General features: G+C 64.0%; 29 protein-coding genes. 9 read left to right on the top strand and 20 right to left on the bottom strand.

The window, feature by feature from the left end; genetic code table 11:
* Nucleotides 1-46: 46 nt before the first annotated feature.
* The 13 genes from I6E58_RS00610 to I6E58_RS00550 all read right to left on the bottom strand — a co-directional run bounded on the left by I6E58_RS00610 (nt 47) and on the right by I6E58_RS00550 (nt 12,779).
* The gene (locus I6E58_RS00610) at nt 47-589 is read right to left on the bottom strand and encodes a hypothetical protein (RefSeq protein ID WP_197129268.1); all 543 of its coding nucleotides are present in this window, start codon (nt 587-589) and stop codon (nt 47-49) included.
* Nucleotide 590: 1 nt separating this feature from the next.
* Nucleotides 591-959 carry a hypothetical protein gene (locus tag I6E58_RS00605; RefSeq protein WP_197129266.1) on the bottom strand — a complete coding sequence of 123 codons (369 nt, stop codon included), beginning with the start codon at nt 957-959 and terminating at the stop codon, nt 591-593.
* 54 nt (nt 960-1,013) lie between these two features.
* The gene (locus I6E58_RS00600) at nt 1,014-1,370 is read right to left on the bottom strand and encodes a cupin domain-containing protein (RefSeq protein WP_197129264.1); all 357 of its coding nucleotides are present in this window, start codon (nt 1,368-1,370) and stop codon (nt 1,014-1,016) included.
* Nucleotides 1,371-1,374: 4 nt separating this feature from the next.
* Complete coding sequence (locus I6E58_RS00595; RefSeq protein WP_197129262.1) at nt 1,375-3,234, bottom strand: YhgE/Pip domain-containing protein; 1,860 nt, start codon at nt 3,232-3,234, stop codon at nt 1,375-1,377.
* A complete protein-coding gene (locus I6E58_RS00590) occupies nt 3,231-3,938 on the bottom strand; it encodes a hypothetical protein (protein ID WP_197129259.1) in 708 nt (235 codons plus the stop codon). The genes I6E58_RS00595 and I6E58_RS00590 overlap by 4 nt, the downstream gene beginning before the upstream one ends.
* A complete protein-coding gene (locus I6E58_RS00585; protein WP_197129256.1) occupies nt 3,938-4,612 on the bottom strand; it encodes a TetR/AcrR family transcriptional regulator in 675 nt (224 codons plus the stop codon). The genes I6E58_RS00590 and I6E58_RS00585 overlap by 1 nt, the downstream gene beginning before the upstream one ends.
* Nucleotides 4,613-4,702: 90 nt before the next feature.
* On the bottom strand, nt 4,703-6,130 hold the full coding sequence (locus I6E58_RS00580; RefSeq protein ID WP_197129253.1) for an FAD-binding oxidoreductase: 1,428 nt from the start codon (nt 6,128-6,130) through the stop codon (nt 4,703-4,705).
* A gap of 33 nt (nt 6,131-6,163) precedes the next feature.
* On the bottom strand, nt 6,164-7,834 hold the full coding sequence (locus I6E58_RS00575; RefSeq protein WP_197129250.1) for an amidohydrolase: 1,671 nt from the start codon (nt 7,832-7,834) through the stop codon (nt 6,164-6,166).
* A 66-nt stretch (nt 7,835-7,900) separates the two neighbouring features.
* Nucleotides 7,901-8,743 (bottom strand): ABC transporter permease, encoded by an 843-nt coding sequence (locus I6E58_RS00570; RefSeq protein WP_197129248.1) that lies wholly within the window; start codon nt 8,741-8,743, stop codon nt 7,901-7,903.
* Nucleotides 8,740-9,690, bottom strand: a complete 951-nt coding sequence (locus tag I6E58_RS00565; protein ID WP_371683533.1) for an ABC transporter permease — start codon at nt 9,688-9,690, stop codon at nt 8,740-8,742. The genes I6E58_RS00570 and I6E58_RS00565 overlap by 4 nt, the downstream gene beginning before the upstream one ends.
* Nucleotides 9,691-9,713: 23 nt before the next feature.
* Nucleotides 9,714-10,895 (bottom strand): spermidine/putrescine ABC transporter substrate-binding protein, encoded by a 1,182-nt coding sequence (locus I6E58_RS00560; RefSeq protein WP_197129245.1) that lies wholly within the window; start codon nt 10,893-10,895, stop codon nt 9,714-9,716.
* A gap of 12 nt (nt 10,896-10,907) precedes the next feature.
* The gene (locus I6E58_RS00555) at nt 10,908-12,152 is read right to left on the bottom strand and encodes an ABC transporter ATP-binding protein (RefSeq protein WP_307841912.1); all 1,245 of its coding nucleotides are present in this window, start codon (nt 12,150-12,152) and stop codon (nt 10,908-10,910) included.
* Nucleotides 12,153-12,341: 189 nt separating this feature from the next.
* Nucleotides 12,342-12,779 carry an Lrp/AsnC family transcriptional regulator gene (locus I6E58_RS00550; protein ID WP_129072774.1) on the bottom strand — a complete coding sequence of 146 codons (438 nt, stop codon included), beginning with the start codon at nt 12,777-12,779 and terminating at the stop codon, nt 12,342-12,344.
* A 103-nt stretch (nt 12,780-12,882) separates the two neighbouring features.
* On the opposite strand from I6E58_RS00550, the gene ddaH reads away from it, so the two are divergent.
* Nucleotides 12,883-13,719, top strand: coding sequence for a dimethylargininase (ddaH, locus tag I6E58_RS00545; RefSeq protein WP_197129241.1), 837 nt, complete (start codon nt 12,883-12,885; stop codon nt 13,717-13,719).
* Nucleotides 13,720-13,988: 269 nt separating this feature from the next.
* Here the strand turns inward: ddaH and I6E58_RS00540 are convergent, their stop codons facing one another.
* On the bottom strand, nt 13,989-14,429 hold the full coding sequence (locus I6E58_RS00540; RefSeq protein WP_197129238.1) for a nitroreductase family deazaflavin-dependent oxidoreductase: 441 nt from the start codon (nt 14,427-14,429) through the stop codon (nt 13,989-13,991).
* 41 nt (nt 14,430-14,470) lie between these two features.
* Nucleotides 14,471-15,745, bottom strand: coding sequence for an MFS transporter (locus I6E58_RS00535; protein WP_307841911.1), 1,275 nt, complete (start codon nt 15,743-15,745; stop codon nt 14,471-14,473).
* Between the two features lie 139 nt (nt 15,746-15,884).
* Between I6E58_RS00535 and I6E58_RS00530 the strand changes: the two genes are divergently transcribed.
* On the top strand, nt 15,885-17,072 hold the full coding sequence (locus I6E58_RS00530) for a low temperature requirement protein A (protein WP_197129232.1): 1,188 nt from the start codon (nt 15,885-15,887) through the stop codon (nt 17,070-17,072).
* Here the strand turns inward: I6E58_RS00530 and I6E58_RS00525 are convergent.
* Nucleotides 16,984-17,394 carry a helix-turn-helix domain-containing protein gene (locus tag I6E58_RS00525; RefSeq protein WP_231595100.1) on the bottom strand — a complete coding sequence of 137 codons (411 nt, stop codon included), beginning with the start codon at nt 17,392-17,394 and terminating at the stop codon, nt 16,984-16,986. The genes I6E58_RS00530 and I6E58_RS00525 overlap by 89 nt on opposite strands.
* Nucleotides 17,395-17,501: 107 nt before the next feature.
* Between I6E58_RS00525 and I6E58_RS00520 the strand changes: the two genes are divergently transcribed.
* The 7 genes from I6E58_RS00520 (at nt 17,502) to I6E58_RS00490 (ending at nt 20,856) form a co-directional block, all read left to right on the top strand.
* Nucleotides 17,502-17,867, top strand: coding sequence for a DoxX family protein (locus I6E58_RS00520; RefSeq protein ID WP_197129229.1), 366 nt, complete (start codon nt 17,502-17,504; stop codon nt 17,865-17,867).
* A gap of 133 nt (nt 17,868-18,000) precedes the next feature.
* Entirely contained in the window at nt 18,001-18,390 is a 390-nt protein-coding gene (locus tag I6E58_RS00515; protein ID WP_197129226.1) for a VOC family protein, read from the top strand.
* A gap of 12 nt (nt 18,391-18,402) precedes the next feature.
* Nucleotides 18,403-18,675, top strand: a complete 273-nt coding sequence (locus I6E58_RS00510) for a HigA family addiction module antitoxin (RefSeq protein WP_231595099.1) — start codon at nt 18,403-18,405, stop codon at nt 18,673-18,675.
* Between the two features lie 25 nt (nt 18,676-18,700).
* Nucleotides 18,701-19,024 (top strand): hypothetical protein, encoded by a 324-nt coding sequence (locus I6E58_RS00505; RefSeq protein WP_197129219.1) that lies wholly within the window; start codon nt 18,701-18,703, stop codon nt 19,022-19,024.
* A 30-nt stretch (nt 19,025-19,054) separates the two neighbouring features.
* Nucleotides 19,055-19,312: a type II toxin-antitoxin system Phd/YefM family antitoxin gene (locus I6E58_RS00500; RefSeq protein ID WP_129072792.1), complete on the top strand. Its 258-nt coding sequence runs from the start codon at nt 19,055-19,057 to the stop codon at nt 19,310-19,312.
* The gene (locus I6E58_RS00495; RefSeq protein ID WP_197129216.1) at nt 19,309-19,713 is read left to right on the top strand and encodes a type II toxin-antitoxin system VapC family toxin; all 405 of its coding nucleotides are present in this window, start codon (nt 19,309-19,311) and stop codon (nt 19,711-19,713) included. Before I6E58_RS00500 ends, I6E58_RS00495 begins: the two co-directional genes overlap by 4 nt.
* A 39-nt stretch (nt 19,714-19,752) precedes the next feature.
* Entirely contained in the window at nt 19,753-20,856 is a 1,104-nt protein-coding gene (locus I6E58_RS00490) for an acyl-CoA dehydrogenase family protein (protein WP_197129213.1), read from the top strand.
* A gap of 10 nt (nt 20,857-20,866) precedes the next feature.
* Here the strand turns inward: I6E58_RS00490 and I6E58_RS00485 are convergent, their stop codons facing one another.
* From I6E58_RS00485 to cydD, 4 genes are all read right to left on the bottom strand, one after another.
* Nucleotides 20,867-21,256, bottom strand: coding sequence for a hypothetical protein (locus I6E58_RS00485; RefSeq protein ID WP_197129210.1), 390 nt, complete (start codon nt 21,254-21,256; stop codon nt 20,867-20,869).
* A complete protein-coding gene (locus I6E58_RS00480; RefSeq protein WP_197129207.1) occupies nt 21,240-21,404 on the bottom strand; it encodes a hypothetical protein in 165 nt (54 codons plus the stop codon). Before I6E58_RS00480 ends, I6E58_RS00485 begins: the two co-directional genes overlap by 17 nt.
* Nucleotides 21,405-21,520: 116 nt before the next feature.
* Nucleotides 21,521-22,072, bottom strand: coding sequence for a hypothetical protein (locus I6E58_RS00475; protein ID WP_197129205.1), 552 nt, complete (start codon nt 22,070-22,072; stop codon nt 21,521-21,523).
* Nucleotides 22,073-22,124: 52 nt separating this feature from the next.
* Nucleotides 22,125-25,526, bottom strand: a complete 3,402-nt coding sequence (gene cydD, locus I6E58_RS00470; protein WP_197129202.1) for a thiol reductant ABC exporter subunit CydD — start codon at nt 25,524-25,526, stop codon at nt 22,125-22,127.
* Nucleotides 25,527-25,535: the final 9 nt, after the last annotated feature.

Here is a 25,535-nt window from a genome sequence, read left to right as displayed (position 1 = left end):
GCCAATGCGGGCGTGCACCCAAGCTGGAACGTGCACTGCGGGCGTACTAGATCGTGCACTGGGCGCCGCTGCCACCCAAGCCCATTGACGCTGTAGCGCCCGCGCGCTGCGACGTCCACGAGCCGTCGACGGTCTGCACAAAGATTCCGTACGATCCGCCCAGGAGGCCACCGAGAATGCCCGACTCGAACTTGGTTGTGTAGACCCCGGCGGACGGGCCGGTGGTTGTCAGCGCCGAGCCCAAGAGCACCGAAGTGACCGTTCCGAGGAGCCCGCCCTCGGCTACCGCGTAGGCCACATTGCTCGGCGTCGAATAGCCGCCGCCCGCGGGGAACTTCCATTTCAGCGTGACGGTGGGGGACAGCCCCAAGAAGCCGGGGGCCAGGCTGCACGAGGTGATCTCAGGCGGCGCAATCACGGCCGCGCTTACGGTCGCGGTCGCATACTCGCTATCGACCCACGCGGCTTGCGTTACGCCAGCGCGCGTCTGAGTGACAAGAACAAGGGAGGCGATACCGGCAACGGCCAGAGCAATGAGAACAGCGCGACGCAACGGTGCCCTCGAGCCCGACCGCCGCACGAGATTCATCTCAGGACTTCACTGCCTCGTCGACGATGCCCACGAATCGGCTGCCAATGCCGTCGACCTCTGAGCGGTACACGCCCTCAGCGGGAGCGGGAAGCTCATCGGCGTCATGCCAATCGCACGTCAGGTACGTGAACGCCGGCCACCACTTCTTGGGGCGCGATGCCTCCGTGAAGCCGCAGACGGTGCAGGTCAGCTGCATCCACACGGGGCGCTTGCCGGTGCGGTTGGCGCGCGACTGAACCAGCCACGCCGGCGGGTTGGTCTCAAGTTCTTCGAACTCGGCATCCGACATCCGCGACGGAATGCCGTGCCTCGTGGCCATCTCCAGAGGGATGTCGAGGCGAAGCGCAGCTTCCCGTTTCGTAATCATGCTTCTACGGTACGCGACCCGGGCGGCGGCAACAGCCCCCGTTAGGTCGGAACGCTAGCTGACGTAGATCTTGCGCAGCGTTTCGGTGATGGTCCAGGTGGTCTGCATGCCGTCGGTGAGTCGCACAACATCGCCGGGTCCCACAGCGATCGTGCGATCATCCGCAGCGAAGTGGATGCTGGCGCGCCCGCTGATCACGACAAAGACCTCATCGACCTCGGTGTCTGTTGCGGTGCCCACGCTCATCTCCCAGACGCCGATCTCGCTGTCGCCGAGGGTGTCGAGCACGGCGTAACCCGCGGTGGGAGTGCCCTCCACCACTTCGTTGGCCCCAAGAGCTTCGTGGGTGACGGGAACGGCGCTCGCCGCGAGGGGCGTGGCGGGGGCGAGAAGTGCTGCGAGTTCGGTCATGGGCTCAGCCTATGAGACTGGGCTGCAGATCGCGCAGGGTGCGGCGGTGGGTCATGCGTGTCACTCCGATCGCGGCGAGAATCAGTGCACCAGCGAGCCAGGCGCCGAGCACGAGAGCGTCGGTGCCGACCCGGGCAAGGTCACCGCCGTACATGAGCTGACGCATGGCATCCACGACGTACCCCATCGGCAGCACGTGGTGCAGGGCGGCCAGAGGCGCGGGCAAGGTTTGCCAGGGGAAGGTGCCGCCAGCGGTGACGAGTTGCAGCACCATCAGCACGAGCCCGAGGAACTGCCCGACGGAGCCGAACCAAATGTTGAGCGCGAGGATGATCGCGGCATAGGTGAAGCTCGCGGCCACCATCACGCCGAGCGTACCGAGCGGATGAGTGAACGTGAAGCCCAGAGCAATGGCGAGAATGCCGAAGAGGGCAACCATCTGAATTGCTCCCAGCACGGCGGGAGTAAGCCAGCCAGCGAGGGTAATTCGAATGGGCGAGCGCAGCGCGGTGACGGCACGCTTGGAGACAGGCTTCACGATGAGGAAGAGAGCGTAAATGCCGATCCAGCCCGCGAGAGCAGCGAAGAACGGCGCCAGGCCGGCACCGTAGTTGCTCGCCTTCGTAACGGCGCTCGATTCGACAGCAACCGGGTCGGCAATGGCTTCAGCCTGAAGAGCGCGCAACTCGGAGCTCGAATCGGGCAGCGCCGTGACGCCGCTCGCCAAGCCATCCCGCAGCTCGGCGGTGCCATCGGCGAGGGTGGAAAGGCCGCCTTCGAGAGTACTGACACCGTCGCTGAGCTGGGATGCTCCGGATGTTGCAGCGTCTGTCGCCGTCGCAATCTTCTCTGCCCCGGAGGCAAGAGTGGCGGCGCTGCTCGCGAGCGTGTTCGCACCCGCGGCAAGTTCATCAACCTGCGAGACGGCGGACTGAACGGTGCCGTTGCCCTCGGCGATGCGATCGCTCAGCGGATCGAGGGCCGTAAGCACGTCCTCGATCTCTGTCGTGTCGAGGCCCTGCTCAGTGAGTGCGGTGATGAGATCGGCGCGAGCGGTGGGCAGAGCATCCGCGATGGTCTGGGCGGCGGTGCCCGCACGATCGGCGTAGCCGGCGAGAACGGTGTTGCCGTCGGCAACCTGCGCGGCTCCCGCTGAAAGCTTGTCGGCGCCGCTGGCGAGGCTCTCGGTGGCGGAGCTCAGCTCGGTCAATCCCGAGGTCAACGTGCTCGCGCCATCCGCTAGCTCGCCAGCCCCCGAGGTGGCATCGCGAGAGCCGTCGAGAAGCTGGCTAGCGCCGTCAGCGGCATCCGATAGTTCACCGCGGATGTCGGAGATAGCCGTCAGCAGAGTGCCGGCCGCTTCTTCTCCCACGAGTTCCGCTACCGAGCGCCGAATCTGCTCGACGGCTTGCTTGCCGATCGTGGACGCCAAGTAGTTGTTGGCGTCATTGGTTTCGAGATCGATTTCTGCCTGGTGCGGATCGGTGCCCGCGATCGAGCGCAGAGCATCCGAAAAATCGCTGGGGATAGTGACGGTGAAGTCGACGTTGCCCTCAGCGAGAGCTGTTTGCGCGTCGGCGGGGGAGAGCACGTGCCAGTCGAAGTCGTTACCCGCGAGAAGGTCTTTGGCTACCTCTTCACCGTAATTGACGGCGGCGTCATCTCCGTCGGCGGCAACACCGTCATCAGCGACGACCAAGCCGACCGGCACTTCGGTGAAACTGCCGTAGGGATCTTGATTAGCCCAGAGGTACACGCCGCCGTACAACACCGGCACGAGCATGAGGGCAAGCAGTGCCAGCACGCCCATGCGGGAGGACGTCAGCCGCCGCAGTTCAGCAGCGATCATCGAGGGAACCTTCATGCGTTGTCTACTCCTACGCCGCCGCCACTTTGGGCCCAGGCAGCGGTACGTTCGTCAAATGCTCCGAGGCTGCCACGCAACGTGGCTTCGGCGGCTTCAGCACGCTCGATGACGTCGGCGTGGGTGATGGCCCATTCAGAGGCGCGACCGGCGACCGCCAAGACCGCGAGGCCGCGCTCCGCAAATTCGCCGAAGAGTTGCCACCAGTCGAGGGGCTGGCCACCATGGCGGTCAGGTGCCACGATGACGAGCGCTTCGACGTGAGGTCGCAGCACCGCGAGTTCGCACAGCACGCGCAATCGCGTCGTGGGCTCAATGTCAGCGATCGCGGTAGAGGCGAGCGGGCGGAGGCCCAGCTCATCCAGCCAGCGGCGCGCGGCGAGCGGATCGGCGCGACGGCCAGCAAACATCAACTCTTCCGCCACGACGCCCACGAGCGGCACTCCGGCATCCGGATCAGAAACTCCCGGAGCGTCGACGAGGGCGACGCGACGACGGAGGGCGCGAGCATCGGGCTTTCCCTCGATCGTCACGCTGCCCGAATCGGGGCGCATGCGGCCGGAGGCGATGAGCCCCAGCACGGTGGGGCGCTGCTCGGTCTCGGCCACCGCCAGCGTGACCGTGCCGGTTTCAAAGGTGGTGGATGTCGCGGGCAAGTCTTCGGCGTCGCGACCTTTCGTTACTCCGCTCAGTTCGACGCGCATCAGCGGTCGCCGCCTGCCGCAGCTGTGCCGCCTGCACCAGCAGCGCCGCCAGCCGCGGCAGCGCCCAGAATCTCGGGATGCTCTTCAAGTAGGGCGACGGTTTCGCGCCACGACAGCCCGGCCATGCTGAGCGTCGTGCGTACGGCGAGCGAGCGCGCTTCGGGCAGGGACGCGTCAACGCGAGTGATGGCGGCGCGGGCGGCCTCTTCGACGAGGCGAGCGAGGGTCGCGACATCCACATCGGTGCGCAGAGTGTTGTCGTTTTGGCCGCGCTGCAGAATGGCGGCGACGGCCGCACGCAGCGGCGCGAGAGCCTTGCCGGTGGAGGCCAGGTGTGCGTCGTCGAGGGCAATGGATGCCGCGACCTGCACGTGGGCGGCCTCTTGCCAGAGCAACGAGGTGAGCCGCGCGAGAGCGAGGGGCGCAGCGGTGTCAGAAACGCTCAGGGCGATGCGGTTGAAGCGTTCGGCGCCGGTGTCGATGATCTCGCCGACGAGAGTATTGCGGTCGGCGAAATGGCCGTAGAGGGCGCGGCGCGAGAGGCCGGCACTGCGGGCGATCGTGTCGATCGACGCGTGCGGGTCGTGCGCAATAGCGGCGGTGGCGGCGCTCAGGATGCCGGCACGGTTGTCGACGGCATCCTGCCGCGGGCGACGGGGAGCGGGGGTGGTCATGTTCTCACTGTAATAACTTGCACACTGCTGTGCAAGTTATTACAGGTGACGTTCAGGTGCCGAGCGACACCCCCGCTTCACCGTCAGAGACTACGAATCGAAACCGAGCCCCAGAGCATCCAGCGTCTTCAGAATCACGTTGCGGCGACCCTGATTGTGGTCGGCCTGATTGAGCGACCAGCGAGTGGCCTGAACGCCCATCGATGCGATCGGCTCGGGCGGGAACGGCAACGGCATTTTCTTCACCATCTCGAGCTCGGTGCGCTCAGTCGTGAGACCGTCGAGTTTGTCGAGCATCACCTGAGCGGCGAAGCGAGTTGCGCCAACACCCAAGCCGGTGAAGCCGGCCGAGTACGCGACGCGACCCTTGCGAGCCAGCCCGAAGAACGCACTGAACTGCGTCGACGCGTCAATGGCGCCGGCCCAGCGGTGGCTGAACTTGAGACCTTCAAGCTGCGGGAACGTCGTAAAGAAGTGACTCGCGAGCTTCTCAAAGCTCTCGGGACGGTTCTCATACTCATCGCGAACCTTGCGGCCATAGTGGTAAATGGCGTCATATCCGCCGAACAGAATGCGGTTATCGGCGCTCAAGCGGTAGTAGTGGAACTGGTTCGCCATGTCGGCAAGACCCTGACGGTTCGACCACCCGATCGAGGCGAGCTGCTCCGGGCTCAAGGGCTCCGTCATGAGCACATAGTCATAAACGGGAACCGTGTGCAGGCGCGTGCGCTTGAGCAACGACGGAAAGGCGTTAGTCGCGAGTGCAACCTTGGCGGCGTGAACGCGACCATGCTTGCTGTGCACGATGGCGGCATCCGTGGGGCCGCCGGATGTTGCGACCTCCCGCACAGGCGAGTGCTCAAAGATCTCGACCCCGAGTTCGGTCGCGATGCGCGCCAGCTCATGAACGAGCTTGGCGGGGTGGATGATCGCGTTAATGCGCTTGTTCCAGATGGCGGCAAGGTACGTGGGCGAGTTCACTTCGGCGCGGATAGCGGCCTCGTCGAGAAAGATGGTGTCGGCGTCGGTCGTGGTCTCTTTGAGCCACGCGATCTCGTGCTCTTCGATCGCGAGGTCGAGCGAACCGGTGCGCTCGAAATCGACGTCGAGCTTCAAGGACTTGACCGTCTCTTCGATCTCATCGAGGTTCTGCAGGCCGAGACGTTCAAGTTGGTCGTATTCGGTCGGCCAGCGGCTCAGACCGTTCTCTTCACCGTGGGTGAGGCTGGCTTCACAGAAACCACCGTTGCGGCCAGAGGCGGCCCAGCCGAGTTCGCGGGCTTCGAGTAGTACTACGCGAGCGTCGGGGTTGCGCTGCTTCGCGAGCACCGCCGTCCAGAGGCCGAGATACCCTCCTCCCACAATGGCGAGGTCAGCGGTGACGTCTGACTTCAGCGCGCTAAAGGTGCGGGCGCCGGCGACGTCATCGATCCAGAACGGCTTCTGCATCGAACCCTCAAGGGAGTGGCTGATGACGGATGCGGCTGGTGCATTTCTTTCGAACACTACTTTGCCCATGGGGCACTTTCCTCTCTCGCCTGGCGGCGAGCTTTATGGTTGCGCGGGCGCGCGGTACACGCGCTCGCCTTCGACGAACGTTTGTTCAGTGCGGGTGCGGCCGATGTCGGCTTTGGCTCCCGCGAAGGGATTGCGATCGAGAACAACCAGGTCGGCAAGTTTGCCTACCTCAATTGTGCCCGTCTCATCGAGGTGGTTGGTAAACGCGCTGCCGGCGGTATAGGCGGTCATGGCGGTCAACAGATCGATGCTCTGTTCGGGCAAGAACGCGTCGTACTCGCCCTCTTCGTGGCCGGGGGCCGCGAGGCGATTGACAGCAACGTGGATGGCCGCCATCGGGTCCGGGCTCGACACCGACCAGTCGCTGCCGGAGGCCAGGTGCGTTCCCGCGCGGTGCAGATCGGCCCACGGGTACTGCCACGAGCTGCGCGGGTCGCCCAAGAACGGCAACGTGAGGTCGACCATTTGCGGCTCGAGCGCCGCCCAGTACGACTGCAGGTTGGCGGTGACGCCCACCTCAGCGAAGCGGTGGATGTCATCCGGATGCACGACCTGCAGGTGCGCAATATGGTGACGGTTGTCGTTGGGCCCGTTGATCGCTCGCGCGGCCTCCACCGCGTCGAGGCACTCGCGCACGGCGCGGTCGCCGATGGCATGGAAGTGCACTTGGAAGCCCAACGCATCGAGCTCGGTCACGTTCGAGATCAGTTGGGCGGCATCCACGAAGGAGATGCCCGAGTTGTCGGTGTGGTGACCACAGCCGTCGAGGTAGGGCTCCAGCATGGCGGCCGTGAAGTTTTCAGCGACGCCGTCTTGCATGATCTTCACGCTCGTCGCCGCGAAGCGGCCAGCGGCGTTCTTCTCGCGGCGCATCACGAGTTCGGGAATCTGCTCGGGGCCGCGCGTGCGATCCCACCAGAGGGCTCCGACCACGCGAGCGGTGAGGTCGCCCGACTCAGCCGCGGCCATGTAGGCGGGAGTGGCATCGCCGGCATCCCCGTAACCGCCGAGGATGGCGTCTTGCCACGAGGTCACACCGAGCGAGTGCAGATACTTCTGGCCGATCATGAGCGCGCGCGTGTAGTCCTCGGGCGAGGTTTCGGGCAGCAGCGCATTCACGAGCGACATCGCGCCCTCGTGCAGCGTGCCCGTCGGGTTGCCGTCAGTGTCGCGTTCGATGCGGCCATCGGCGGGGTCGGGCGTCTCGGCGGTGATGCCGGCAAGCTCGAGCGCGCGCGAGTTCACCCAGGCGCCGTGACCGTCGCGGTTCGGGATGAACGCCGGGCGGTCGGCAACCGCCAGGTCGAGATCAGATGCCGTGGGCGTGCCCCCGGGGAAGGCCGACATGTTCCAGCCACCGCCCAAAATCCACTCGAGCTCGGGGTTCGCCGCAGCATAGTTCTTCAGCCGCGCTACATACTCATCGCGCGTCGAGTCCTGTGAGAGATCGCAGCGGATGAGGTCGAGCCCGCCCCACACGGCGTGCACGTGGGCATCCTGAAATCCGGGGATCAACAGCTTGCCATCGAGGTCGATGACCTCGGTGTCGGGACCGATGAGATCGCGCACCGCCGCATAGTCGTCGGCGTCGCAGCCAACGGCAACAATGCGGCCGTCGGTGACAGCAACGCTGCCCAGCATCGGCTCGCTGCCGGTCGCGGTGAAGACAGCGCCACCGGTGAAAACGAGGTCAGCAAACGTCATAATTTCGTGCACTTTCTGGTTCGTTCGGTGGTTCGTGCGAAACGAGGCAGGTGAGGTGCGAAGGGCTTAGCCGCCACCGACGGTCTTGGCGATGTCGGTCGCCGAGTCACCGGCGCGACGCAAGACATAGGCCACGAGCCCCAATGCCACGAGCGTGAGCAGCAGCATGATCGTCGAGACAGCAGCGATTTCGGGGCGGAGTCCGGTGCGCACGGCACTCAGTACGTAGACGGGCCACGGCGTTGAACCGGAGACCTGCACGAACGCCGAAACGATCGTGTTGTCGAGGCTGAGCGTGAACGAGAGCAGTCCACCCGCGAGAACGGCGGGCATTACCAGCGGAAGAGTGATCTGCGTGAAGCGCTTGAACGGGGGAGCGTAAAGGTCAGCCGCGGCCTCCTCTAAGCTCTCGTCGATTCCGACAAGGCGCGAGCGCACGATGTACGCCACCACGGCGGTAGCGAACAGCGAGTGGCCGACGACGAGTCGAACGAGTCCATTGTCGAAGATGCTGAGGCCAAGGTCTTGCCCGAGGAACACCATCCAGGGCAGCAGCGAAACGGCATCCACGATTTCGGGCGTGACCGTGACGAGCACCAACAAAATCAGGAACGGTGCAGCCCACTTGCCGGCACGACGAGCAAGGGCAACGCCCGCCATCGTGCCGAGAGCGGTCGCCAGCAACGCGGCAACGAAACCGGTCTGGATCGACACCAGTACGGCATCCGTAATTGCCGGCTTGGTCACGATCGCGGCGAACGAGCCGAAACCGAACTCATTCCACGAGACGAGCAGGCGACCCTCGTTGAACGAGTAGGCGATGATGACGGCGATCGGCATGAACAGGAAGACGAAGACAATGACTGCCCAGATCTTGAGTGAAATATCGGTGAGAGCTACGCGCTTCATTTCTTGTCTCCCAACACGAGTTTCTGGCTAGCGCGCAGCGGCCAGCCGGCCAGCCACGTTACGAGCGCGGCGATGCCGACCGTGGTGAGGATGGTGAGTACGAGCACGACGGCCATTGCTGAACCGAGAGCCCAGTTTTGGGCGGTCTGGAACTGGTTGGCAACCATTTGGCCGGCCATGTTTCCCTTGGCTCCACCCAGAACCGTTGCGGTGATGTAGTCACCCATGAGCGGGATGTACACGAGCAGGATTCCGACCACGATGCCGGGCTTGGCCAGCGGTAGCGTGACGTTGAAGAAGGTCGAGAAGCGGCCAGCACCGAGGTCCTTGCTTGCTTCGCGCATGGGAAGCGATACGCGGTCGAAGGCCACAAACATCGGCAAAATCATGAGCGGCAGGTAGTTGTAAACCACACCGATGAGCACCGCGGTGCGGGTGTACAGGATTTCGAGGGGCTCGTTGAGGAGGCCGATCGATTGCAGAGCATCCGAAAGAATTCCACTGGGGGCGAGGATGATCTGCCAGCCGATCGTGCGAACCAAGAAGTTGGTCCAGAACGGGATCATGACCATCGCGAGCAAGATGCCACGACGAGCGACGGGCGCTTTGAACGCGAGCCAATACGCGAAGGGGATGGAGATGGCCAGGCAGATAAGCGTGCCGACTACCCCCACCCACAACGTGTTTTGGAATGTCGTAAAGAACGTCGGAGACAGCGCCTCGGCGTACCGGTCAAAAGACAGCACATCGTTGGCGTGGGTTCCGAAGATGCCCGGCTTGTAGCCAAAGCTGAACCACACCACGAGCGCCACGGGCGCCACAAAGAAAGCAAACAGCCAGGCCCACGCCGGGATGGCGAGGGCAAAGCTGGGCATCTTCAACCAGCGAGGGCGCTTCGAAGGCGCCTTTCGCGGCGGTGCCGTGGGGCGCTCGAGGGTAGTGGTCATAGTTAGATCCGGATGGTCGCGGGTTAGGCGCCGGCCGATGCCTTCGTCTTGTCCCAGATTTCTACGATGCGCTGTTGCGCGTCGCCAATGGTTTGCGTGTGCATCGTGTCGACCTGGTCGCTGTCGAAGAAGACGAGGTCGAGCATTTCGAGGCCCTCGGCACGAGCGGTCTCTTCGATGTCTGCACCACCGGTGTGGTAGCCGATGTAGTCGAGCTCGCGAAGCGATGCCTCGGGGGTGAGCACGTAGTTGATGAAGGCGTGAGCGGCTTCAGGGTTGGGTGCGCCCTCGGCGATAGCCCAGTTGTCCATCCACAGTTCGGTGTCGGGCGAACCGAGAACCCACTGCCAGCGGTCGGGGTCTTCGCTCTCCATGATGCCGATGCGGGCGTCACCGTTCCACGACTGCATGAGCATGTGCTGCGCCTGCGGGATGGCGGCGCCGCCGGGGTAGGAGTCGAACGCGGAGATGTGCGGTGCGAGCTGCGTGGTGAGAAACTCTTCGGCCGCAGCGAGGTCAGCTTCGTCGGTGGTGTTCCAGTCGATGCCATTGGCCCAGTAGTAAATGCCGAGCAGGGGAGCGGGGTCGTCAAGAACTGACGTCTTGCCGCTGGCCTCGTTCTGTGCGGCATCGATGAAGTCAGCCCAGGTGGTGAGCTCACGCGTGATCTTGGTCTTGTCGTAGACGAAGCCCGTCGTGCCCCACGCCTTGCAGATCGAGTACTCGTTCTTCGGGTCCCAGTCGCGCGCCAAGAAATCAGGGTCCATGTCGGCAATGTTCGGGATGAGGTCGAGGTTCAACTTGCTGAGCAGGCCGTTCTCGATCATCTGCGGGATGAACGGGCCGGTGGGAACGACAATGTCGTAGCCACTCGTGCCGCGGGCGGCTACGAGCTTAGAGATGAGCTCTTCGTTGGAGTTGAAGGCATCGAACGTGACCGTGGGGCCTAGCTCGTCGCTGAACTCGCTGACCAGATCAGGGTCGTCGTAGTCGCCCCAGCTGTAGATCGAGAGCGAACTTTCCAGATCGCCACCGGTCGCCTGCGTTGCCGAGCCAGTGCCGGAATCGGTGCTGCACGCGGCGAGAGCCGCAGCGCTTGCGGCTGCGCCCGAGAGGGCGAGGAAGCGACGACGGTTCAGTTCGCTCTTCATGATCTTTGTTGCCGAGGTTGAGGCAAGAATTCGAATGGAATTTTCGTGTGACATCAGGTTGCTCCCTTAAAGCGAGATCGAGCTGGTCGGTGGTGCGGGGTTGGAAACAGCGCGAGCAATGTCGGCCTGAGCCTGGGTTGCTTGCTCGCTGGGGAAGAGGTGAACAGATGACGCGTCCCACGTGCAGATGACAGCGTCGCCGATAGCAAGTCGCGGCGCGTTCGGGCGCGGAACCCGCGACAGCAGGGTCTGATCGTTGCCGATTGACACTAAGAACTGCAGCGTTTCGCCCTGGTGAGAGACTCCGAGCACCTCGCCCGCGATGCGGTTTTCAGTGGTGGCGGCATCGGCGGCGCTGGTGTTTCCGGTCGCTGTGACCGTAACCGCCTCCGGGCGAACGGCGGCTTGGGCATCCAGACCGGCGTCGAGTTCGGGATGAGTGGTTGTCGACCGCAGCACTCCGAATCGGGACTCCATGACGCTGAGATCGTTCGTCATCAGTCCCGGGATGAAGTTCTGCTGGCCGATGAAGCCCGCAACGTACGCGCTCGCGGGGGAGTCATAGATCGAGTCAGCATCATCCAGCTGCTCAATGCGCCCCTTGCGCATGATCGCGATGCGGTCGCTCATCGAGAGCGCCTCGCCCTGGTCGTGAGTCACGAAAATGAAGGTGATGCCGAGACGCGACTGCAGAAGCTTGAGCTCGATCTGCATTTCTTCGCGCAGCTGGCGGTCAAGCGCACCCAGCGGCTCGTCAAGGAGAAGAACGGCGGGGCGGTTGATGAGAGCGCGGGCGAGCGCGATGCGCTGCTGCTGGCCGCCCGACAACTGCGTGGGCTTGCGGTCAGCGAAGGTGCGCATTTGCACGAGGTCGAGTGACTCCGTGACGCGTTCGCGGATCTCCGACTTGGGGGTGCCCTTTTGGCGAAGCCCGTAGGCCACGTTCTCGGCGACACTCATGTGCGGGAAGAGAGCGTACGCCTGGAAAACCGTGTTGACGTTGCGCTTGTGGGGCGGAATGCCCACGACATCCTGACCAGAAATGCGGATGCTGCCCGAGGTCGGCTCTTCGAAGCCGGCGAGCATGCGCAAGGTTGTCGTCTTACCGCAGCCCGAGGGGCCGAGCAGAGAGAGGAACTCACCGGGGCGCACGTTCAGGCTGATGTTATCGACAGCGACGGCGCCACCAAACTTCTTGGTCACGCCCTCAATGACAACAGAACCCTCGGGTTCGGCGGCGCTCGTGGCTTCTACAGTGGATGCCCCGGCGGCTGAACCGGCGGGGGCGATGTTCGGGTTTGACTCTGTCACGACGCTACGTACCTCCAAAATCGCGAAAACTTATTCGCAACTGTTGGTGTAGTCAATCGGAAAAACGACTGAGACGCAACGATTTGCATGGTTAAGATCGTGTTACGGAACGGATTTCGTCGTTTTCAGGCCATTTCACGGTGCAAATCTAAGGATTTACCAAGAAGCCCGCTAGTCGCGTTCCGGTCGTTATTCGTAGCGGCGGTGAATGAGGCGCGACAGCACGATAGAACTGCGGGTGTTGTCGATGTTGGTGGCGGTGCGCAGTCGTTCGAGGGCGATTTCAAGCGAGTGGATGTCGCGCGAGCGCATGTGAACGACAGCGTCGGCAGACCCGCTGACTGTTCCGGCATCCACCACTTCGGGGATGGCGCTCAGGATTCGCTTGAGTTCGTGCGGAGCCACATTGCCGCGACAAAAGAGCTCGACGTACGCCTCGGTGCCCATGCCATCGACCGCGGGATCGACCTGCACGGTGAAGCCGCGGATGGTGCCGTTGGCGACGAGGCGATCGACGCGCCGTTTAACGGCGGAGGCCGAAAGCCCCACGGCTTCTCCTATATCTCCATAGCCAGCGCGGGCGTTGAGGCGGAGCATGTCGATGATTCCTGCGTCCAGCTTGTCCATCTCCTCAGCGTACGGCGAATTGTTGTGCGCTGGCTAGGGTATGCGCGTAAATAGTGCGCAGATTGCGGAGACATTGCGGATAGGTGCGTGAAACACTGGGGCTATGACGATCACTGACACCGAATCGACCACGCCTGCACGCCAGGCCACTCCGAAGACCGTGCTGATGTGCCGTCCTGACTTCTTTACGGTCACGTACAGCATCAACCCGTGGATGAATCCCAACGACCCCACCGACACCAGCCTCGCTGTGAAGCAGTGGCAGACGTTGTACGACACCTACATCGACCTCGGCTTCACCGTCGAGCTGATCGACCCCATCGATGGTCTGCCCGACATGGTCTACGCGGCCAACGGCGGATTCGTCATTGACGGCAAGGCCTACGGCGCCCTCTTCACCTACGACGAGCGCAAAGCAGAAGGCCCCGCCTACATGGAGTGGTTCGGCGCCAACGGCCTCGAAGTCTTCGATCCCGCCAACGTTAACGAGGGCGAGGGTGACTTCCTCCTTGTTGGCGACAACATCCTGGCCGGTATGGGATTCCGCACCTCGGTTGAGAGCCACCGTGAGCTTGCCGAGATCTCGGGCCGCAACGTTGTCTCGCTCAACCTCATCAACCCGAGTTTCTACCACGTCGACACCGCCATCGCGAAGCTCGACGAAACCAACATCGCCTACCTCGAGAGCGCCTTCGACGAGCCCTCGCTTGAGAAACTCCGCGCACTGTATCCCGACGCCATCCTCGCTAGTGAAGAGGATGCGGCAGTGCTCGGACTCAACTCCTACAGCGACGGCTATAACGTCGTCATCGCCTCGCGCGCCAAAGACTTCGAGCGCCAGCTCAAAGAACGCGGCTACAACCCCATCGGCGTCGACCTCTCCGAGCTGCTGCTCGGCGGCGGCGGCGTGAAGTGCTGCACCTTGGAACTTCGCCGCTAAGCGCGGTACGGTCTCTCTAACTTCGCCGCTAAGCGCGGTACGGTCTCTCTAACTTCGCCGCTTTCCACGGTGGGGTGCCTCGATTTCACCGGTGGGCGGCGCGATACCTAGATTTCGCTGCTCACCGGAGAAGATGCGCTTGGCGCACTGAACAGAACGAATGGCCTGCGCCACGAGCGCGGGCCATTCGTGTCCTCGCCAACGGGTTGTCGGTGCTGCGGTGCCGCGGTGCTGCGGTGCTGAGCTTGTGAGGTCGCGGGGCCCTCGCCCTAGCGCTCTTCGCAGATGACGACGGGGATGTCGCGCGTGGTCTTGGTCTGGTACTCGGCGTAGCGGGAACTGACCGCCACAATCTGCGGCCACAACTCGGCTTTCTCGGCGGGGCTGGCGGTGTGAGCGTGCACGGGGAAAGTGCGACCGCGCACGGTGAGTTCAGCATCCGGATTCGCCTGCAGGTTGCGGTACCAGAGCGGATCGCGATCGTCCCCGCCCTTGGAGGCGACGATGACCCAACGCCCGTTGCCGTGCACAGGAGCGGTCAGCATGGTCGACCGGCGGATGCCCGACACCCGGCCTGTGGTGTGAAGCTCTAGCGAGGGCATGCCCCCGAGGGTCCAGCCGAGGCGACCGCCCGAGACGGCGAGGATCGTGCGGTGCACGCCGTTCATGAGTTTCATGCCGAGGTCGCTGAGGCGGTTGCTGGTACTCATGGTTCTATTGTCGCGCTTCTGCTGGGGTGCGCGGTGCGGGGTCAGGCGCGTTCGGACGTTCGGACAACCGTGCGACGCTGCGGCGGACGCACGAACAGCGCGAGCACCGCGACGGCAATGGGCAGGCTCGCGAACCAGAAGGCCGGTTCGGTGAAGTTGCCGCTGGCATCGACGGCGAGCGAGAGTGCGATGGGGCCGAGGGCGGTCGAGCCCAGAGCGATCGCGGTCGTGACGCCGCGAATGGAGCCGATGTGGGCGGTGCCGTAGTAGCGCACGTAGGCGGCGGCCTCCATCCCGCGCAGGGTGCCGCCGGCAGCGCCGAGCACGAGGCCGTAGAGCACGGCGGTGCCGTTGGGGCCGACGACCGAGAGCATCAGCAGTGATCCCGCGAGCGTGAGCATCGAGAAGATCACGAAGAGCTTGGGGCTTACGCGGTCGACGAATGCCCCGACGACCAGCGTCGCGGCAATGCCGGTGATGGTCTGCGGCAAGAAGTTGGCCGCCGCTTCGAACGGGGTCAGGCCGCGCTCGCCGAGGATCGCAATCTGGTGGAACGCGAGGGCCGTGCTCAGCATGCCCGAGGCGGCGAGGGAGGCGGCGATGACCCAGAACATGCCGGTGCGGGCTGCTTCGCCGAGCATCCACGATTCCTTCTGGATGACGATCTGCGCTGTCGAGAGATCGTCGTCGCTGGCAGCAACCCGGCTGCGCTTCGGCAGGATGAACGCCAAGGGAACGACGACGGCGAGCACAATCGCGGCTTCCCAGCGCCAGGCGGCGTGGATGCCGACAGTCGAGATCAGCCGTTCGAGACCGACGGGCGCGAGGGAGATTCCGGCCGATCCGATCGCGGCGGTGATGCCCAGCGCGAGCCCGCGGCGGTGGGTGATGGCGCGGGCGACGGCCGTGGTGGCAGCGAGGCTGAGGGCGCCCTGGCCGAGCATCCGCACGCCCACAAAACCGGCGGTGAGACCGGCGATGCCGTCGACGAAACTGAGGGCAAGCAGCACGCTCGCGAAGAGGGCGCCGATGACGATGGTGACGTACCGGGCGCCGAAGCGGTCAAGGGCGCGGCCGATGAAGGGTTGAGCCGAGGCGCCGGCGAGCGTGCCAAAGAAGTAGCTGACGGAGATGCCGGTGCGAGAGACGTCGAGTTCAGAAATCAGGGGGTCGGTGAAGACGGAGATTCCGGCGGTCTGGCCCGGAGCGGTCATCACCGAGATCACGCCCGCGGCAGCGACGACGCTCACCCACGGCAACCACCGTGCGGGCGAACGGCGACCAGTGCGAACCACGTTCACGTCAGAGGAAACCACAACCACTCAACCCTTCGAAGCCACCGTCGGGCTAGCGCGCGCCGTTGCTGCTTCTGCCGCAACGCTTAGCCAAAATCGTACTCGCCTCTCGAGCGCTGAGATTCGGGCGCGTGGGGCGGCGGGTGCGTAAAGTTGTTGCATGAACGCACTGCGCTCGCGGGTAGTGGCTCGAGATATTGACGAGCCGCACCGCAAAACGACTCCGCTCGAGCTGCTCTTTGACCTGACCTTCGTGGTCGCGGTCGCCTCGGTGGTGCGACAGCTGACGCACGCCGTCGAAGTGGGGCACGCTTTCGAAGCAATCGCACCGTTCCTTATGGTGTTCTTCTCCATCTGGTGGGCGTGGAACCAGTTCACTTGGCTGGCGTCGGCGTATGACACGGATGACGTTCCCTACCGTCTGTTCACGATGCTGCAGATGGGTGGCATCCTCGTTCTCGCCGCCGGAGTTCCGATGGCCTTCGACGACGGCAACTATGCGGCGGTCACCGTGGGGTACTTGATCTTGCGGATCGGGCTTATCGCGACCCTGCTGCGTGCAGTGAAAGACGACCCTGAAACGCGCGCCACCGCCGGGCGCTACGCCCTCGGTATTGGGGTCGTGCAGGTCGGCTGGCTATTGCGGTTGTTGCTTCCCGCCGAGCTAGCCATGGTGTCGTTCGTGATCATCGTGATCGCCGAACTGGCCGTGCCGCTCTGGGCTGACCGTGCGAAACGACTCTCCTGGCATCCGCACCACATCGCCGAGCGTTACGGAAAGTTCACCATTCTGTTGCTCGGTGAAAGCGTTCTGGCGTCGACGTTCGCGGTGCAGGAAGCGCTCGAAGAGGGATTGTCGCCGTCGCTTATCGTCGCGTCTGTCGCCGGCCTCGTGCTGCTCTTCGCGCTGTGGTGGCTGTACTTCTCGGAGCCCGCCGCCGAGGGCCTCGAGAATAGACGCGATCGCTACCTGTTCTGGAACTATGGCCACTACTTCCTGTTCGCGGCGCTCGCCGCTGTCGGAACCGGCATCGAAGTGTCTGTGCGTTCGGTCACGACAGACCTCGAGTCGAGCGAGCTCGTGGTCGGCTACTCCCTGGCATTGCCCGTCGCGCTCTTCATTCTGCTGCTGTGGCTGCTGCACGCGCCGATGGTGGAGCGGGTGTCGATTCCGCGATCGGCAACCGTCGTTGCGGTGCTCGTGATGTTGGCGTTGCCGTTCGCGGCATCCGCCATTGGCACTATCGGGGTGGCCGTGGCTATTGCTGCGGTTGCGGTGGTGTTGCTGACGGTTGCGCTTCTGAGTGGTCGTATGCACGCCGATGCTCTTCAACCTGAAGAGAGTTAGCGAGCGCCCATTCGGCGAGAGCGCGTACTGGCGGGAGGAGTCCTTGCCCGAGTGCAGTGAGTTCGTATTCGACGCGTGGCGGGACCTCGGGGTAGGCGGTGCGGGTAAGCAGCCCGTCGCGTTCGAGGTGGCGAACGGTGCGAGTGAGCATGCGCTGCGAGATTCCGGGAACTTGATGGCGCAGCTGGGTGAACCGGAGTGGGCCTGCAGCTAACATGCCGACGACGAGCAGCGTCCATTTGTCGCCGATGCGGTCGAAGGTTTCGCGCACAACGATGCCGTCGTTCGAGTGACACATTTCTTCGAGCTCGCGGTCGGGCATTCTGCTCCTTGGTTACCTCGGTGTGCCTTTTGTGAGGCTGCTCGAACCAGTCTAGGTTACTGATCGTGCCTTAGGCACCAATCATAACCAACTCAGAAAGAGCATCAATGATCATTGCCGTATGGATCGCCTCCGCCCTTCTCGCCCTCGCCTACCTCGCCGCTGGCGGCCAGAAAGTTCGAATCGCGAAAGACGAAGCCTTCGTGACGTTCCCGTGGGCTGAACGCGGTGGGCTCGGCATGCTGCGCGCGATCGGTGCCGTAGAAATCCTCGGAGCACTCGGGCTGATCTTGCCGGTGCTCATCGGTACACTGCCCATCCTGACCCCAATCGCTGCCGTGGGCCTCGTGCTCGTGCAGGTCGTCGCTGTGGCGTTGCACGTTCGCCGTGGCGAGTTCAAGACGCTCCCCGTGAACGCGGTGCTGTTGCTGCTCGCTCTCTTCGTCGCGATCGCACGGTTCTCCGGGGTCTAAGCGGTCGTTGCCGTTCGGGGCCGCTGGGCGCCGACTGAGGGTTGCGCCTGACTCGCAGCGGGTGTGGACTGTGACCGTACGCTAGCCCCAGCGCCCCATCGGTGCGCGCTAGCGGCGACAAGGATGGTGCACGATGTTCGCTCCGAAGAACGCATTTTCTGGATTCAGCGTCAACGATCTCGATGCCGCTGCGGCCTTCTACCGCGACAGCCTCGGCCTCGCAGTCGACGATGGCGGGATGGGCACGCTGCGGCTCACACTTCCCGGCGGCGCCGAAGTGACCATTTACCCGAAAGAGAACCACGAACCGGCGAGCTTCACCATCCTGAACTTCGCGGTGGAGGATGTCGAAGCTGCTGTTGACGCGCTCAACGAGCGTGGCGTGGTCACCAAGATCTACAGCGACGACGATCTCCTAGGCGGCATGGGTACCGACGCGAAGGGAATCATGCACGGGCACGGGTCCGAGATTGCGTGGTTCAAGGATCCCGCTGGGAACGTGCTTTCGGTTATTGCGGCGTAGCGGGCGATGAGCATGCACAACCCTCCCCACCCTGGGCTCTTGCTGGAGGATTACCTCGGCGACGTCAGCCTCGCTGAAGCTGCCCGCCGACTCGGCGTCACGCGGGCGACGCTGTCGCGCATCCGTAATGGTCATGCGTCCGTCACCGCCGATATGGCGGTGCGCCTCGGAATCCTGCTCGGCACCAGCGCTGAGCTGTGGCTCGGCATGCAGACCACTTACGACCTGTGGGTCGAGCGCCAGAAGCCTCTCCCCGAAATATTGTCGCTAGCCAGCTCGGCATAGCGCCGAGCGCGATAGGAGAAAATCCATGACGCCCGCTAAACAGTCTTACATAGCAACCGCTCGCAAGGACGGCGATTGGTGGCTCATCGAGGTGCCCGAACTCGACGCCGTCGGTCAAGCGCGGAGCGTCACAGAGTGCACCACGGTAGCCCGCGAAATTATCGGGCTTTGTCTCGACGTCGAGCCAAAGATCATCGATGTCACGGTGACAATCGAAAAATTGGGGGCCCGCGACATTCCTCAGACACTCGACCGATCGAGCGACGCCTTGTCTGCAGAATGGAAGCCGCAAACGACGTTGCGCCTTGGGGCTATTGAGCCCGAGTTCACATCAGCGTATTATGGCTAGGAAAGCTAGCCATAATGGTGGAGGCGTTAAGTGAGACTTGTGAACATCCTTGAAGCGCGCAATACGCTGTCCCGGCTGGTGGCGGCGGTGAGCGACGGTGACGAAGTGGTTATCGCCAAGCGAGGCAAGCCGGTCGCGCGGCTGGTCCCTGCTGTCGAGATCGTCTCCGAGCACACTGCGGCGCAAGCTGCAGAATGGCTTACCCGTAACCCAGTTCCTAGCCACCCGGCGCGCTCCGCAGATGAACTTGACCGTCAGATTGCGGCCGAGCGTGAGGGCTGGGAGTGATCTATCTCGACTCCTGCATTGTGATTTACGCTGTGGAAGATGACGGACCTCGTGGCAACGCAGTGCGCCAGAGGCTTACTGACGCTGCCGATGCGGTTGTCGCAGTGAGTGCCCTTGTCACTCTCGAATGTCTCGTCGGACCACTTCGCGACGAAAACTTCGGTCTCCACGACCACTACCTCCGAGCGCTCAGCAACTTCAAGGCGCTTCCGCTGCAGGCCGAGCACTACATGAGAGCGGCTGAGCTTCGAGCCCGCTATGGTCTTAAAACGCCAGATGCGCTTCACCTCGCCGCCGCCCAAATGCATGGGTGTGACGAGTTGTGGACTAACGACGATCGCCTTGCTTCGGCGGCAAAAAATTTGGCGATGAACGTCACTTCGCCTTCCGCAAATTCGTAAACCTCGTAGTTGCTCCGGCTGGCGCGGTAGCGTGAACCCATGACGGTACTCACCCCAGCACTGCTCAATCGCATCCGCTCGCGCGCGGCACGCTACGACCGCGAGAACATCTTCTTCACCGAAGACCTGCAAGAGTTGCGTGCCGTCGGCTACCTGAAGCCGCGCAGTCTGCGTGAGCTGTCGGATGACCAGCGCCTGCTAGCGGCCTACGCGCCGGCCACGGCGCTCGCCATCAACATGCACCTCGTGTGGATCGGCGTCGCCTGGGCCCTGCGCGAGCGCGGCGACTCAAGCCTCGACTGGCTGTTGGCGGATGCCGAAGCCGGCGAAGTCTTCGCCTTCGGCTTGAGCGAACCCGGCAACGATCTCGTCATGTGGGACTCGCTCACCACCGCCGAAACCGTCGAGGGCGGTTACGTGTTCACGGGCACCAAGATCTTCACCTCACTCTCCCCGGCATGGACCCAGTTGGGCCTGTTCGGTAAGCACACCGCTGACGATGGCACTGAAACCCTCGTGCATGGTTTCATCTCTCGCGATGAACCCGGCTGGCGCTCCCTCGGCGACTGGGACACCCTCGGCATGCGCGCCACCCAAAGCCATACGACGGTGTTGGATGGCGCCTTCGTTCCCGCGAATCGCGTAGCCCGCGTGCTGCCTGTCGGCCCCAACGCCGATCCGTTCATCTTTGCGGTGTTCGCCAACTTCTTGCCGCTCATCGCCTCCGTCTATGCGGGCCTCGCCGACCGCGCCCTCGAACTCGGGGTCGAAGCACTGCAGCAGCGCAGCTCGGCCATGAGCGGAGAGGCATACTCCGAGCATCCGGATCTGCGTTGGCGCATGGCGGATGCCGCGCTCGCGCTCGATGCGATCGAACCCCAGCTGCACAGCATCGTCGATGACGTTGATGGGCTCGTGGATCACGGGGCAGGGTGGTTCCGCAAACTGACCGGTGTGAAGCACCGCAGCATCGAAACCGCACGCCATGTCGTTGACCAAGTGATGCGCTCAGCCGGGGGAGGGGCCTTCCGCAGCACGAGCGAACTCTCGCGCCTGCAACGCGATGTGCTCGCCGGCATCTACCACCCTTCGAACCCGGAGTCGGTGTACAAGACCGTCGCGAGCGACCTGTTTGGGAGTTAGGCGCGAGGGCTCAGGGGATGTAGCTGTCGGGTGCGTAGCCCGCGGTGATGACGAGAAGCTGACCTTGAACTTCGGAACTTAGCTCGGTGGTGAACGGAGTCCAGAACGAACCTGCGATGTACTCTCGCGGTGTTGTTCCTAGCTCGATGGAGAGCTCGTCGGGTGTCATCCCGTCCGGTGGCCTCACCGAGATGAGAGACCAGCATCCGCCCGAGGCGCACTTTTCGTCGACCGCAACGATCTCACTTCCCTGAGGGAGGGCGATCGCGGAAGTCGGCGGAACTTCCCACTCTGAAATTGCAACGGTCAGATACGCGAGACGCAGCAAATACACGATCACGAAGGCGGTGACGACGGCGCTTGCGCCAATCCACATCCATTGTTTACGAGTTATGCTCATAAGGCTCGACGGTACCATGCCAGACCAATGCATCGTCGGTATCAAGCACGAGACCGAAAATCCCCGAAGTAATGATGAGCCAGGCCGCGAGGATGATGATCGCCAGAACGGTCACCAGAACTACGAGAGGTTGGGCGCTGAGTTTCATTCTGCTCTCCTTCTCGCGTTTATCGTGACGGCTGAGACTAGTAGATAGAGCGACTATGGCACGAGCAAGCGAGCACGCCGTGGAAGAGTGTGGAGAGCAGCCGCCCGTTGAGAGTGCTAGCCGCCGTTGATTGCGATGCTCACCCAGCCCAGCAGCGCAAGAACGACAGCGACGCCACCGAGCGAGATTGCGATCCGCGGTCGCTTGCCCAGAACTAGGTAGTACAGCGCAGTCGCGATCGGGGCGGTCCACGCTCCCGCCGCGATCATGAACATGCCCAGGAACACGGGAGTGTCTAGGTGGGCAATGAGTCCCGTCACCAGGACGGCGAGACCGGGCGCGATCCCGAAGAGTGGGCTCAGCGCGATGAAAAGAGCGATGGGAAGTGCGCGAGCGGGAACCCGTGTGCTCAGCCACAACCACAATGGCACGCCGAACAGCGCCGCTACCGGGAGGCCCACCGCAGTTGCGCGGGCGAAAGCATGCAGCAGCTCTGAGCCCGTCGAGCCGTAATAGTGGGTTCCCAGCACTACGAGCGCTGTGCCCAGAGCCAATGCCACCGCGACGCAGCCGAGGACGGCGGAGATGTCCTTAACGTTTCGGCGCGGGTGCACGCTCTCTGGGAACGGAACACTATCGATGCGCTGTTCTGGTGCTGAAGTCGTCACTGGCCCACATCCCCTCGAGCCACCCTGAAATGTGACTCGTCCTCACTCGAGGTTACAACGAAGCGACCGGCTCGCGCACCCCGAGTCGCAAGCTCACATCGTCGTCGCGACGCTCATCGTCGTGATGGCTGACGAGCACCACGATCTTGTCGGCGAGAGCCGTGCGCAGGTCGGTGATGAGCTGCTCGGCGCTCGCGGCATCCAAGTGGGCGGTCGGCTCATCGAGCAGCACGACATCCGCCCGCGTTAGTAGGGTGCGCGCAACAGCTAGGCGCTGCCGCTCGCCGCCCGAGAGGCTTTCGCCCGCCGAGCCGACACGAGTATCGAGGCCGCGGTCGAGCGAATCGAAGAGCGGGCCGAGACCCACCTGGCGCAGCACCGCAACGAGCTCCTGCTCGGTTGGCTGATCGTCGTGCGCGCGGCCCAACAGCAGGTTCGCGCGAATCGTCGAATCGAAAAGGTGCGACTCCTGCGGACACCACGTGATCGCCGCGCGCAATTGCTCGGGCGACAGCTCACGGGCATCCACCCCATTGAGGCTCCACGAGCCAGCGGCCGCCGGAAGATACCCGAGCAGCGCCGCCAACAAAGTCGACTTACCAGCCCCCGAAGGGCCCTCCACGACAAGCCACTCGCCGCGCTCAACCCGAGCGGTCGCGCCCGAGAACGCCAGCGTGGGGCTCGAAGGCCAGCGGATGCCGAGCTCGCTCAGTTCAAGAACGGTCACGTCACCAAGTGGTTGGTCTGCGCTCGCGGCTCCGGCCTGCGCGCGGTCGCCGCGGCGCTTTCCCGCCGCGCTACGTGCCGCAGCGTCGTCTGCCGAAGCACGGCCTGAAGCAGCACCACCAGCACCATCCGCACGCTCAACCCCCGCCGTAACCCCGCGCACCTTTGCCAGCGCCGCGCTGAGCGCCGGCCACTGCTGCACGGAGTCGACGAAGGAGATCAGCGAGTCGACGAGCCCGATGGGGATGAGCACGAGCACGGCGACGATACCGATGGGGAGGGTACCGGCGATGACGGCGGGCGCGGCCACGGGCAGCATCGCGACGGCGGTCACCGAGCAGGCGAGTACGACGACGGCGTTGCCGATTCCGAGGGCGCGAGCGCTGCGGCGGGAGAGTGCTCCGGCTTCGGCGTCGATGTGATCGAGGCGGGCGAGCATCCGCCCACCAACACCGTTGGCGCGCAGGTCAGTCGCGGCACCGGTCATGGCGGCGAAGGCGCGCACGACGCGCGACTGCACTTCGGCGATGCCGTTGGCGGCCGAGCGGTCCACGATCACGGCAATAATGGGCGCCGCCACGAGCCCGACGGCGAGACCAGCGAGCAACACGGGAACGGCAGGCGCGTGCAGCAAACCCACCGCGATCAGGGCCGCGAGCGAGGTGCCGAGAGCAACAGCGGGAGGCAGTACGACCCGGGGAACGAGATCGCGCACCCGGTCCGAGGCCGCAACGAGATAGTCGAGAGCGACTCCGCCATTGGCGAGAGCGCGCGAGCCCAGAGCGCGAGCACCCAGTCCGTTCCACAGGGCGACCCGCAGCTCGATGACTGACCCGAGCACAGCGCGGTGGGTGGCGAGGCGTTCGGCGTAGCGTAGCGCCGCGCGACCGATTCCGAAGAACCGCACGCCCACGATGGCGACGAGCAAGAACATGATCGGCGGCTGCTCGCTGGCCCGCACGATCAACCAGCCCGAGAGGGCGGTGAGGGAGAGGGCGAAGAGGCTTGCGCCGGTGCCGAGAGCGATCGCTCCCACGAGGGTTCCGAGAGCGGGGCGCACAAACTCGAGCAGGCTGGCGAGAGTCGCGCGGGTAGTGCGCGGCGCGTCGAGAGCGTCAACATCCACGTCGCCGCCCACGGTCAATGGATCAACGCGAGCTTCGACGGCGCGGGTTCCGCCCGATGCGCCGACGGCGACAACCTGGTCGGCCAGCGCGGCGATTCCCGTTTCGTGGGAAGCGACGAGCACCGTCACGGGACGACCACGAAGATCAGCTAGCGCTGCTTCCACACGGGCAGCGGATGACGGATCCAAGTGTGCGGTCGGCTCATCGAGCAGCAACAGGGTGGCGCCCGCTTCGACGCGCAGCAGTCCTCGCGCGACGGCGATCCGGCGCAGCTCGCCGGGGCTCACCTGGCGGGGGTCGGCATCCGCGACCCCGGTGAGACCGAGGTCGAGCAGCACCGACTTGATGGCTTTCTCGTCGTTGCTGTAGAGGCGAAGTTCGTCGATCACGGTGTCAGCAACGGTGTGCGGATGCTGCGGAACCCATGCCACACGCGAGACGTCGATGCCCCACACGCTACCGCCGCTGGGCTCGCGATTGCCTGCGAGCACCTCAAGAACACTGGATTTTCCGCTACCGCTCGGCCCATCGAGAGCCGTGATGGTGCCGGGGGTGGCACGAAAACTGAGCTTGTCCACAGCGGGCCGCGCACGACCCTCATAAGAGATGCTGAGGTCGACGACCCGGAAGCCGCCGGCACTCTGGCGATGCTCCCGAGCGCGCGGCGCATCGATGATCGCGCGGGCGCGGCGCAGCGCCGTGAGCCCATTCTCGGAGGAGTGGAACGCGGCACCCAGATCGCGGAAGGGCGCGAAACACTCGGGCGCGAGCACGAGAGCGATGAGGCCGACGGTGAGGGAGAGCTGACCATCCACAAGCCGAACGCCGACGAAGACAGCGACGACCGCAACCGAAATGGTGGCGATAAGTTCAAGCACGAGAGCGGAGAGAAACGCAGTGCGCAGGGTCTCCATTGTCTTGGTGCGATTCTCGGCAGAGATTGCGCGCAGTGCCTTCGACTGTTCGGCGACCCGACCCAGGCCGACAAGAACGGGAAGGCCGCGGGCGAGCTCAACGAGATGATCGGAGAGGCGTTCCAGGCTCGCGCTAGCAGCCTCGGCACGCTCGCGCGTATGACCACCGACGAGAATCATGAACACCGGAACAAGCGGAACGGTCAGCACAATGATGAGCGCGCTCACCCAGTCGACCGACAGGATGCGGGCGCCAATCAGCAGCGGAACCGTTGCGGTCGTGACGATCGCCGGCAGCACCACACGGAAGTAGTTATCGAGCTCATCGAGCCCGACCGTGGCGATTGCGGTGCTTGCGCCCGAGCGGGCGTCGGAGCCGGTGAGTACTCGCTCCGCGAGTTCGTGGCGCAGAGACTCCTTGGCGCCTAACGCGGCGCGGGTCGCGAAACTTTCTGTCGCCCAGGCGGTAGCCGCGCGGAGAAGGCCGGCGGCAATACCCAGAACGATCGCAAATTGCCAGGCTGCGGCATCCGCTTCAATAACGCCGACGACACCGCGAGCGACTGCCTCGGCCATGAGCACGAGGGCCAATCCCTTGAGGGAAGCCAGTAAACCCAGCCCGAACAGTGTGTGCACACCGCCCGGGCCGAAGCCTGCTGCAAGTCGTTCGTGGAGTTTGGCTCTCATGCCCTCCAT

Origin of the sequence: Salinibacterium sp. SWN1162, assembly GCF_015864675.1 — a bacterium.
Classification (GTDB): Bacteria; Actinomycetota; Actinomycetes; order Actinomycetales; family Microbacteriaceae; genus Rhodoglobus.
Note: the sequence above shows the minus strand (reverse complement) of the source record. Positions and strands in the feature narration are given on the sequence as shown.

Excerpts from the sequence above, each read along its gene's own strand:
- I6E58_RS00610 (WP_197129268.1), bottom strand. The coding sequence starts at position 589 with ATGAATCTCGTGCGGCGGTCGGGCTCGAGGGCACCGTTGCGTCGCGCT.
- I6E58_RS00605 (WP_197129266.1), bottom strand. The coding sequence starts at position 959 with ATGATTACGAAACGGGAAGCTGCGCTTCGCCTCGACATCCCTCTGGAG.
- I6E58_RS00600 (WP_197129264.1), bottom strand. The coding sequence starts at position 1,370 with ATGACCGAACTCGCAGCACTTCTCGCCCCCGCCACGCCCCTCGCGGCG.
- I6E58_RS00595 (WP_197129262.1), bottom strand. The coding sequence starts at position 3,234 with ATGAAGGTTCCCTCGATGATCGCTGCTGAACTGCGGCGGCTGACGTCC.
- I6E58_RS00590 (WP_197129259.1), bottom strand. The coding sequence starts at position 3,938 with ATGCGCGTCGAACTGAGCGGAGTAACGAAAGGTCGCGACGCCGAAGAC.
- I6E58_RS00585 (WP_197129256.1), bottom strand. The coding sequence starts at position 4,612 with ATGACCACCCCCGCTCCCCGTCGCCCGCGGCAGGATGCCGTCGACAAC.
- I6E58_RS00580 (WP_197129253.1), bottom strand. The coding sequence starts at position 6,130 with ATGGGCAAAGTAGTGTTCGAAAGAAATGCACCAGCCGCATCCGTCATC.
- I6E58_RS00575 (WP_197129250.1), bottom strand. The coding sequence starts at position 7,834 with ATGACGTTTGCTGACCTCGTTTTCACCGGTGGCGCTGTCTTCACCGCG.
- I6E58_RS00570 (WP_197129248.1), bottom strand. The coding sequence starts at position 8,743 with ATGAAGCGCGTAGCTCTCACCGATATTTCACTCAAGATCTGGGCAGTC.
- I6E58_RS00565 (WP_371683533.1), bottom strand. The coding sequence starts at position 9,690 with ATGACCACTACCCTCGAGCGCCCCACGGCACCGCCGCGAAAGGCGCCT.
- I6E58_RS00560 (WP_197129245.1), bottom strand. The coding sequence starts at position 10,895 with ATGTCACACGAAAATTCCATTCGAATTCTTGCCTCAACCTCGGCAACA.
- I6E58_RS00550 (WP_129072774.1), bottom strand. The coding sequence starts at position 12,779 with ATGGACAAGCTGGACGCAGGAATCATCGACATGCTCCGCCTCAACGCC.
- ddaH (WP_197129241.1), top strand. The coding sequence starts at position 12,883 with ATGACGATCACTGACACCGAATCGACCACGCCTGCACGCCAGGCCACT.
- I6E58_RS00540 (WP_197129238.1), bottom strand. The coding sequence starts at position 14,429 with ATGAGTACCAGCAACCGCCTCAGCGACCTCGGCATGAAACTCATGAAC.
- I6E58_RS00530 (WP_197129232.1), top strand. The coding sequence starts at position 15,885 with ATGAACGCACTGCGCTCGCGGGTAGTGGCTCGAGATATTGACGAGCCG.
- I6E58_RS00525 (WP_231595100.1), bottom strand. The coding sequence starts at position 17,394 with ATGCCCGACCGCGAGCTCGAAGAAATGTGTCACTCGAACGACGGCATC.
- I6E58_RS00520 (WP_197129229.1), top strand. The coding sequence starts at position 17,502 with ATGATCATTGCCGTATGGATCGCCTCCGCCCTTCTCGCCCTCGCCTAC.
- I6E58_RS00515 (WP_197129226.1), top strand. The coding sequence starts at position 18,001 with ATGTTCGCTCCGAAGAACGCATTTTCTGGATTCAGCGTCAACGATCTC.
- I6E58_RS00510 (WP_231595099.1), top strand. The coding sequence starts at position 18,403 with ATGCACAACCCTCCCCACCCTGGGCTCTTGCTGGAGGATTACCTCGGC.
- I6E58_RS00505 (WP_197129219.1), top strand. The coding sequence starts at position 18,701 with ATGACGCCCGCTAAACAGTCTTACATAGCAACCGCTCGCAAGGACGGC.
- I6E58_RS00490 (WP_197129213.1), top strand. The coding sequence starts at position 19,753 with ATGACGGTACTCACCCCAGCACTGCTCAATCGCATCCGCTCGCGCGCG.
- I6E58_RS00485 (WP_197129210.1), bottom strand. The coding sequence starts at position 21,256 with ATGAGCATAACTCGTAAACAATGGATGTGGATTGGCGCAAGCGCCGTC.
- I6E58_RS00480 (WP_197129207.1), bottom strand. The coding sequence starts at position 21,404 with ATGAAACTCAGCGCCCAACCTCTCGTAGTTCTGGTGACCGTTCTGGCG.
- cydD (WP_197129202.1), bottom strand. The coding sequence starts at position 25,526 with ATGAGAGCCAAACTCCACGAACGACTTGCAGCAGGCTTCGGCCCGGGC.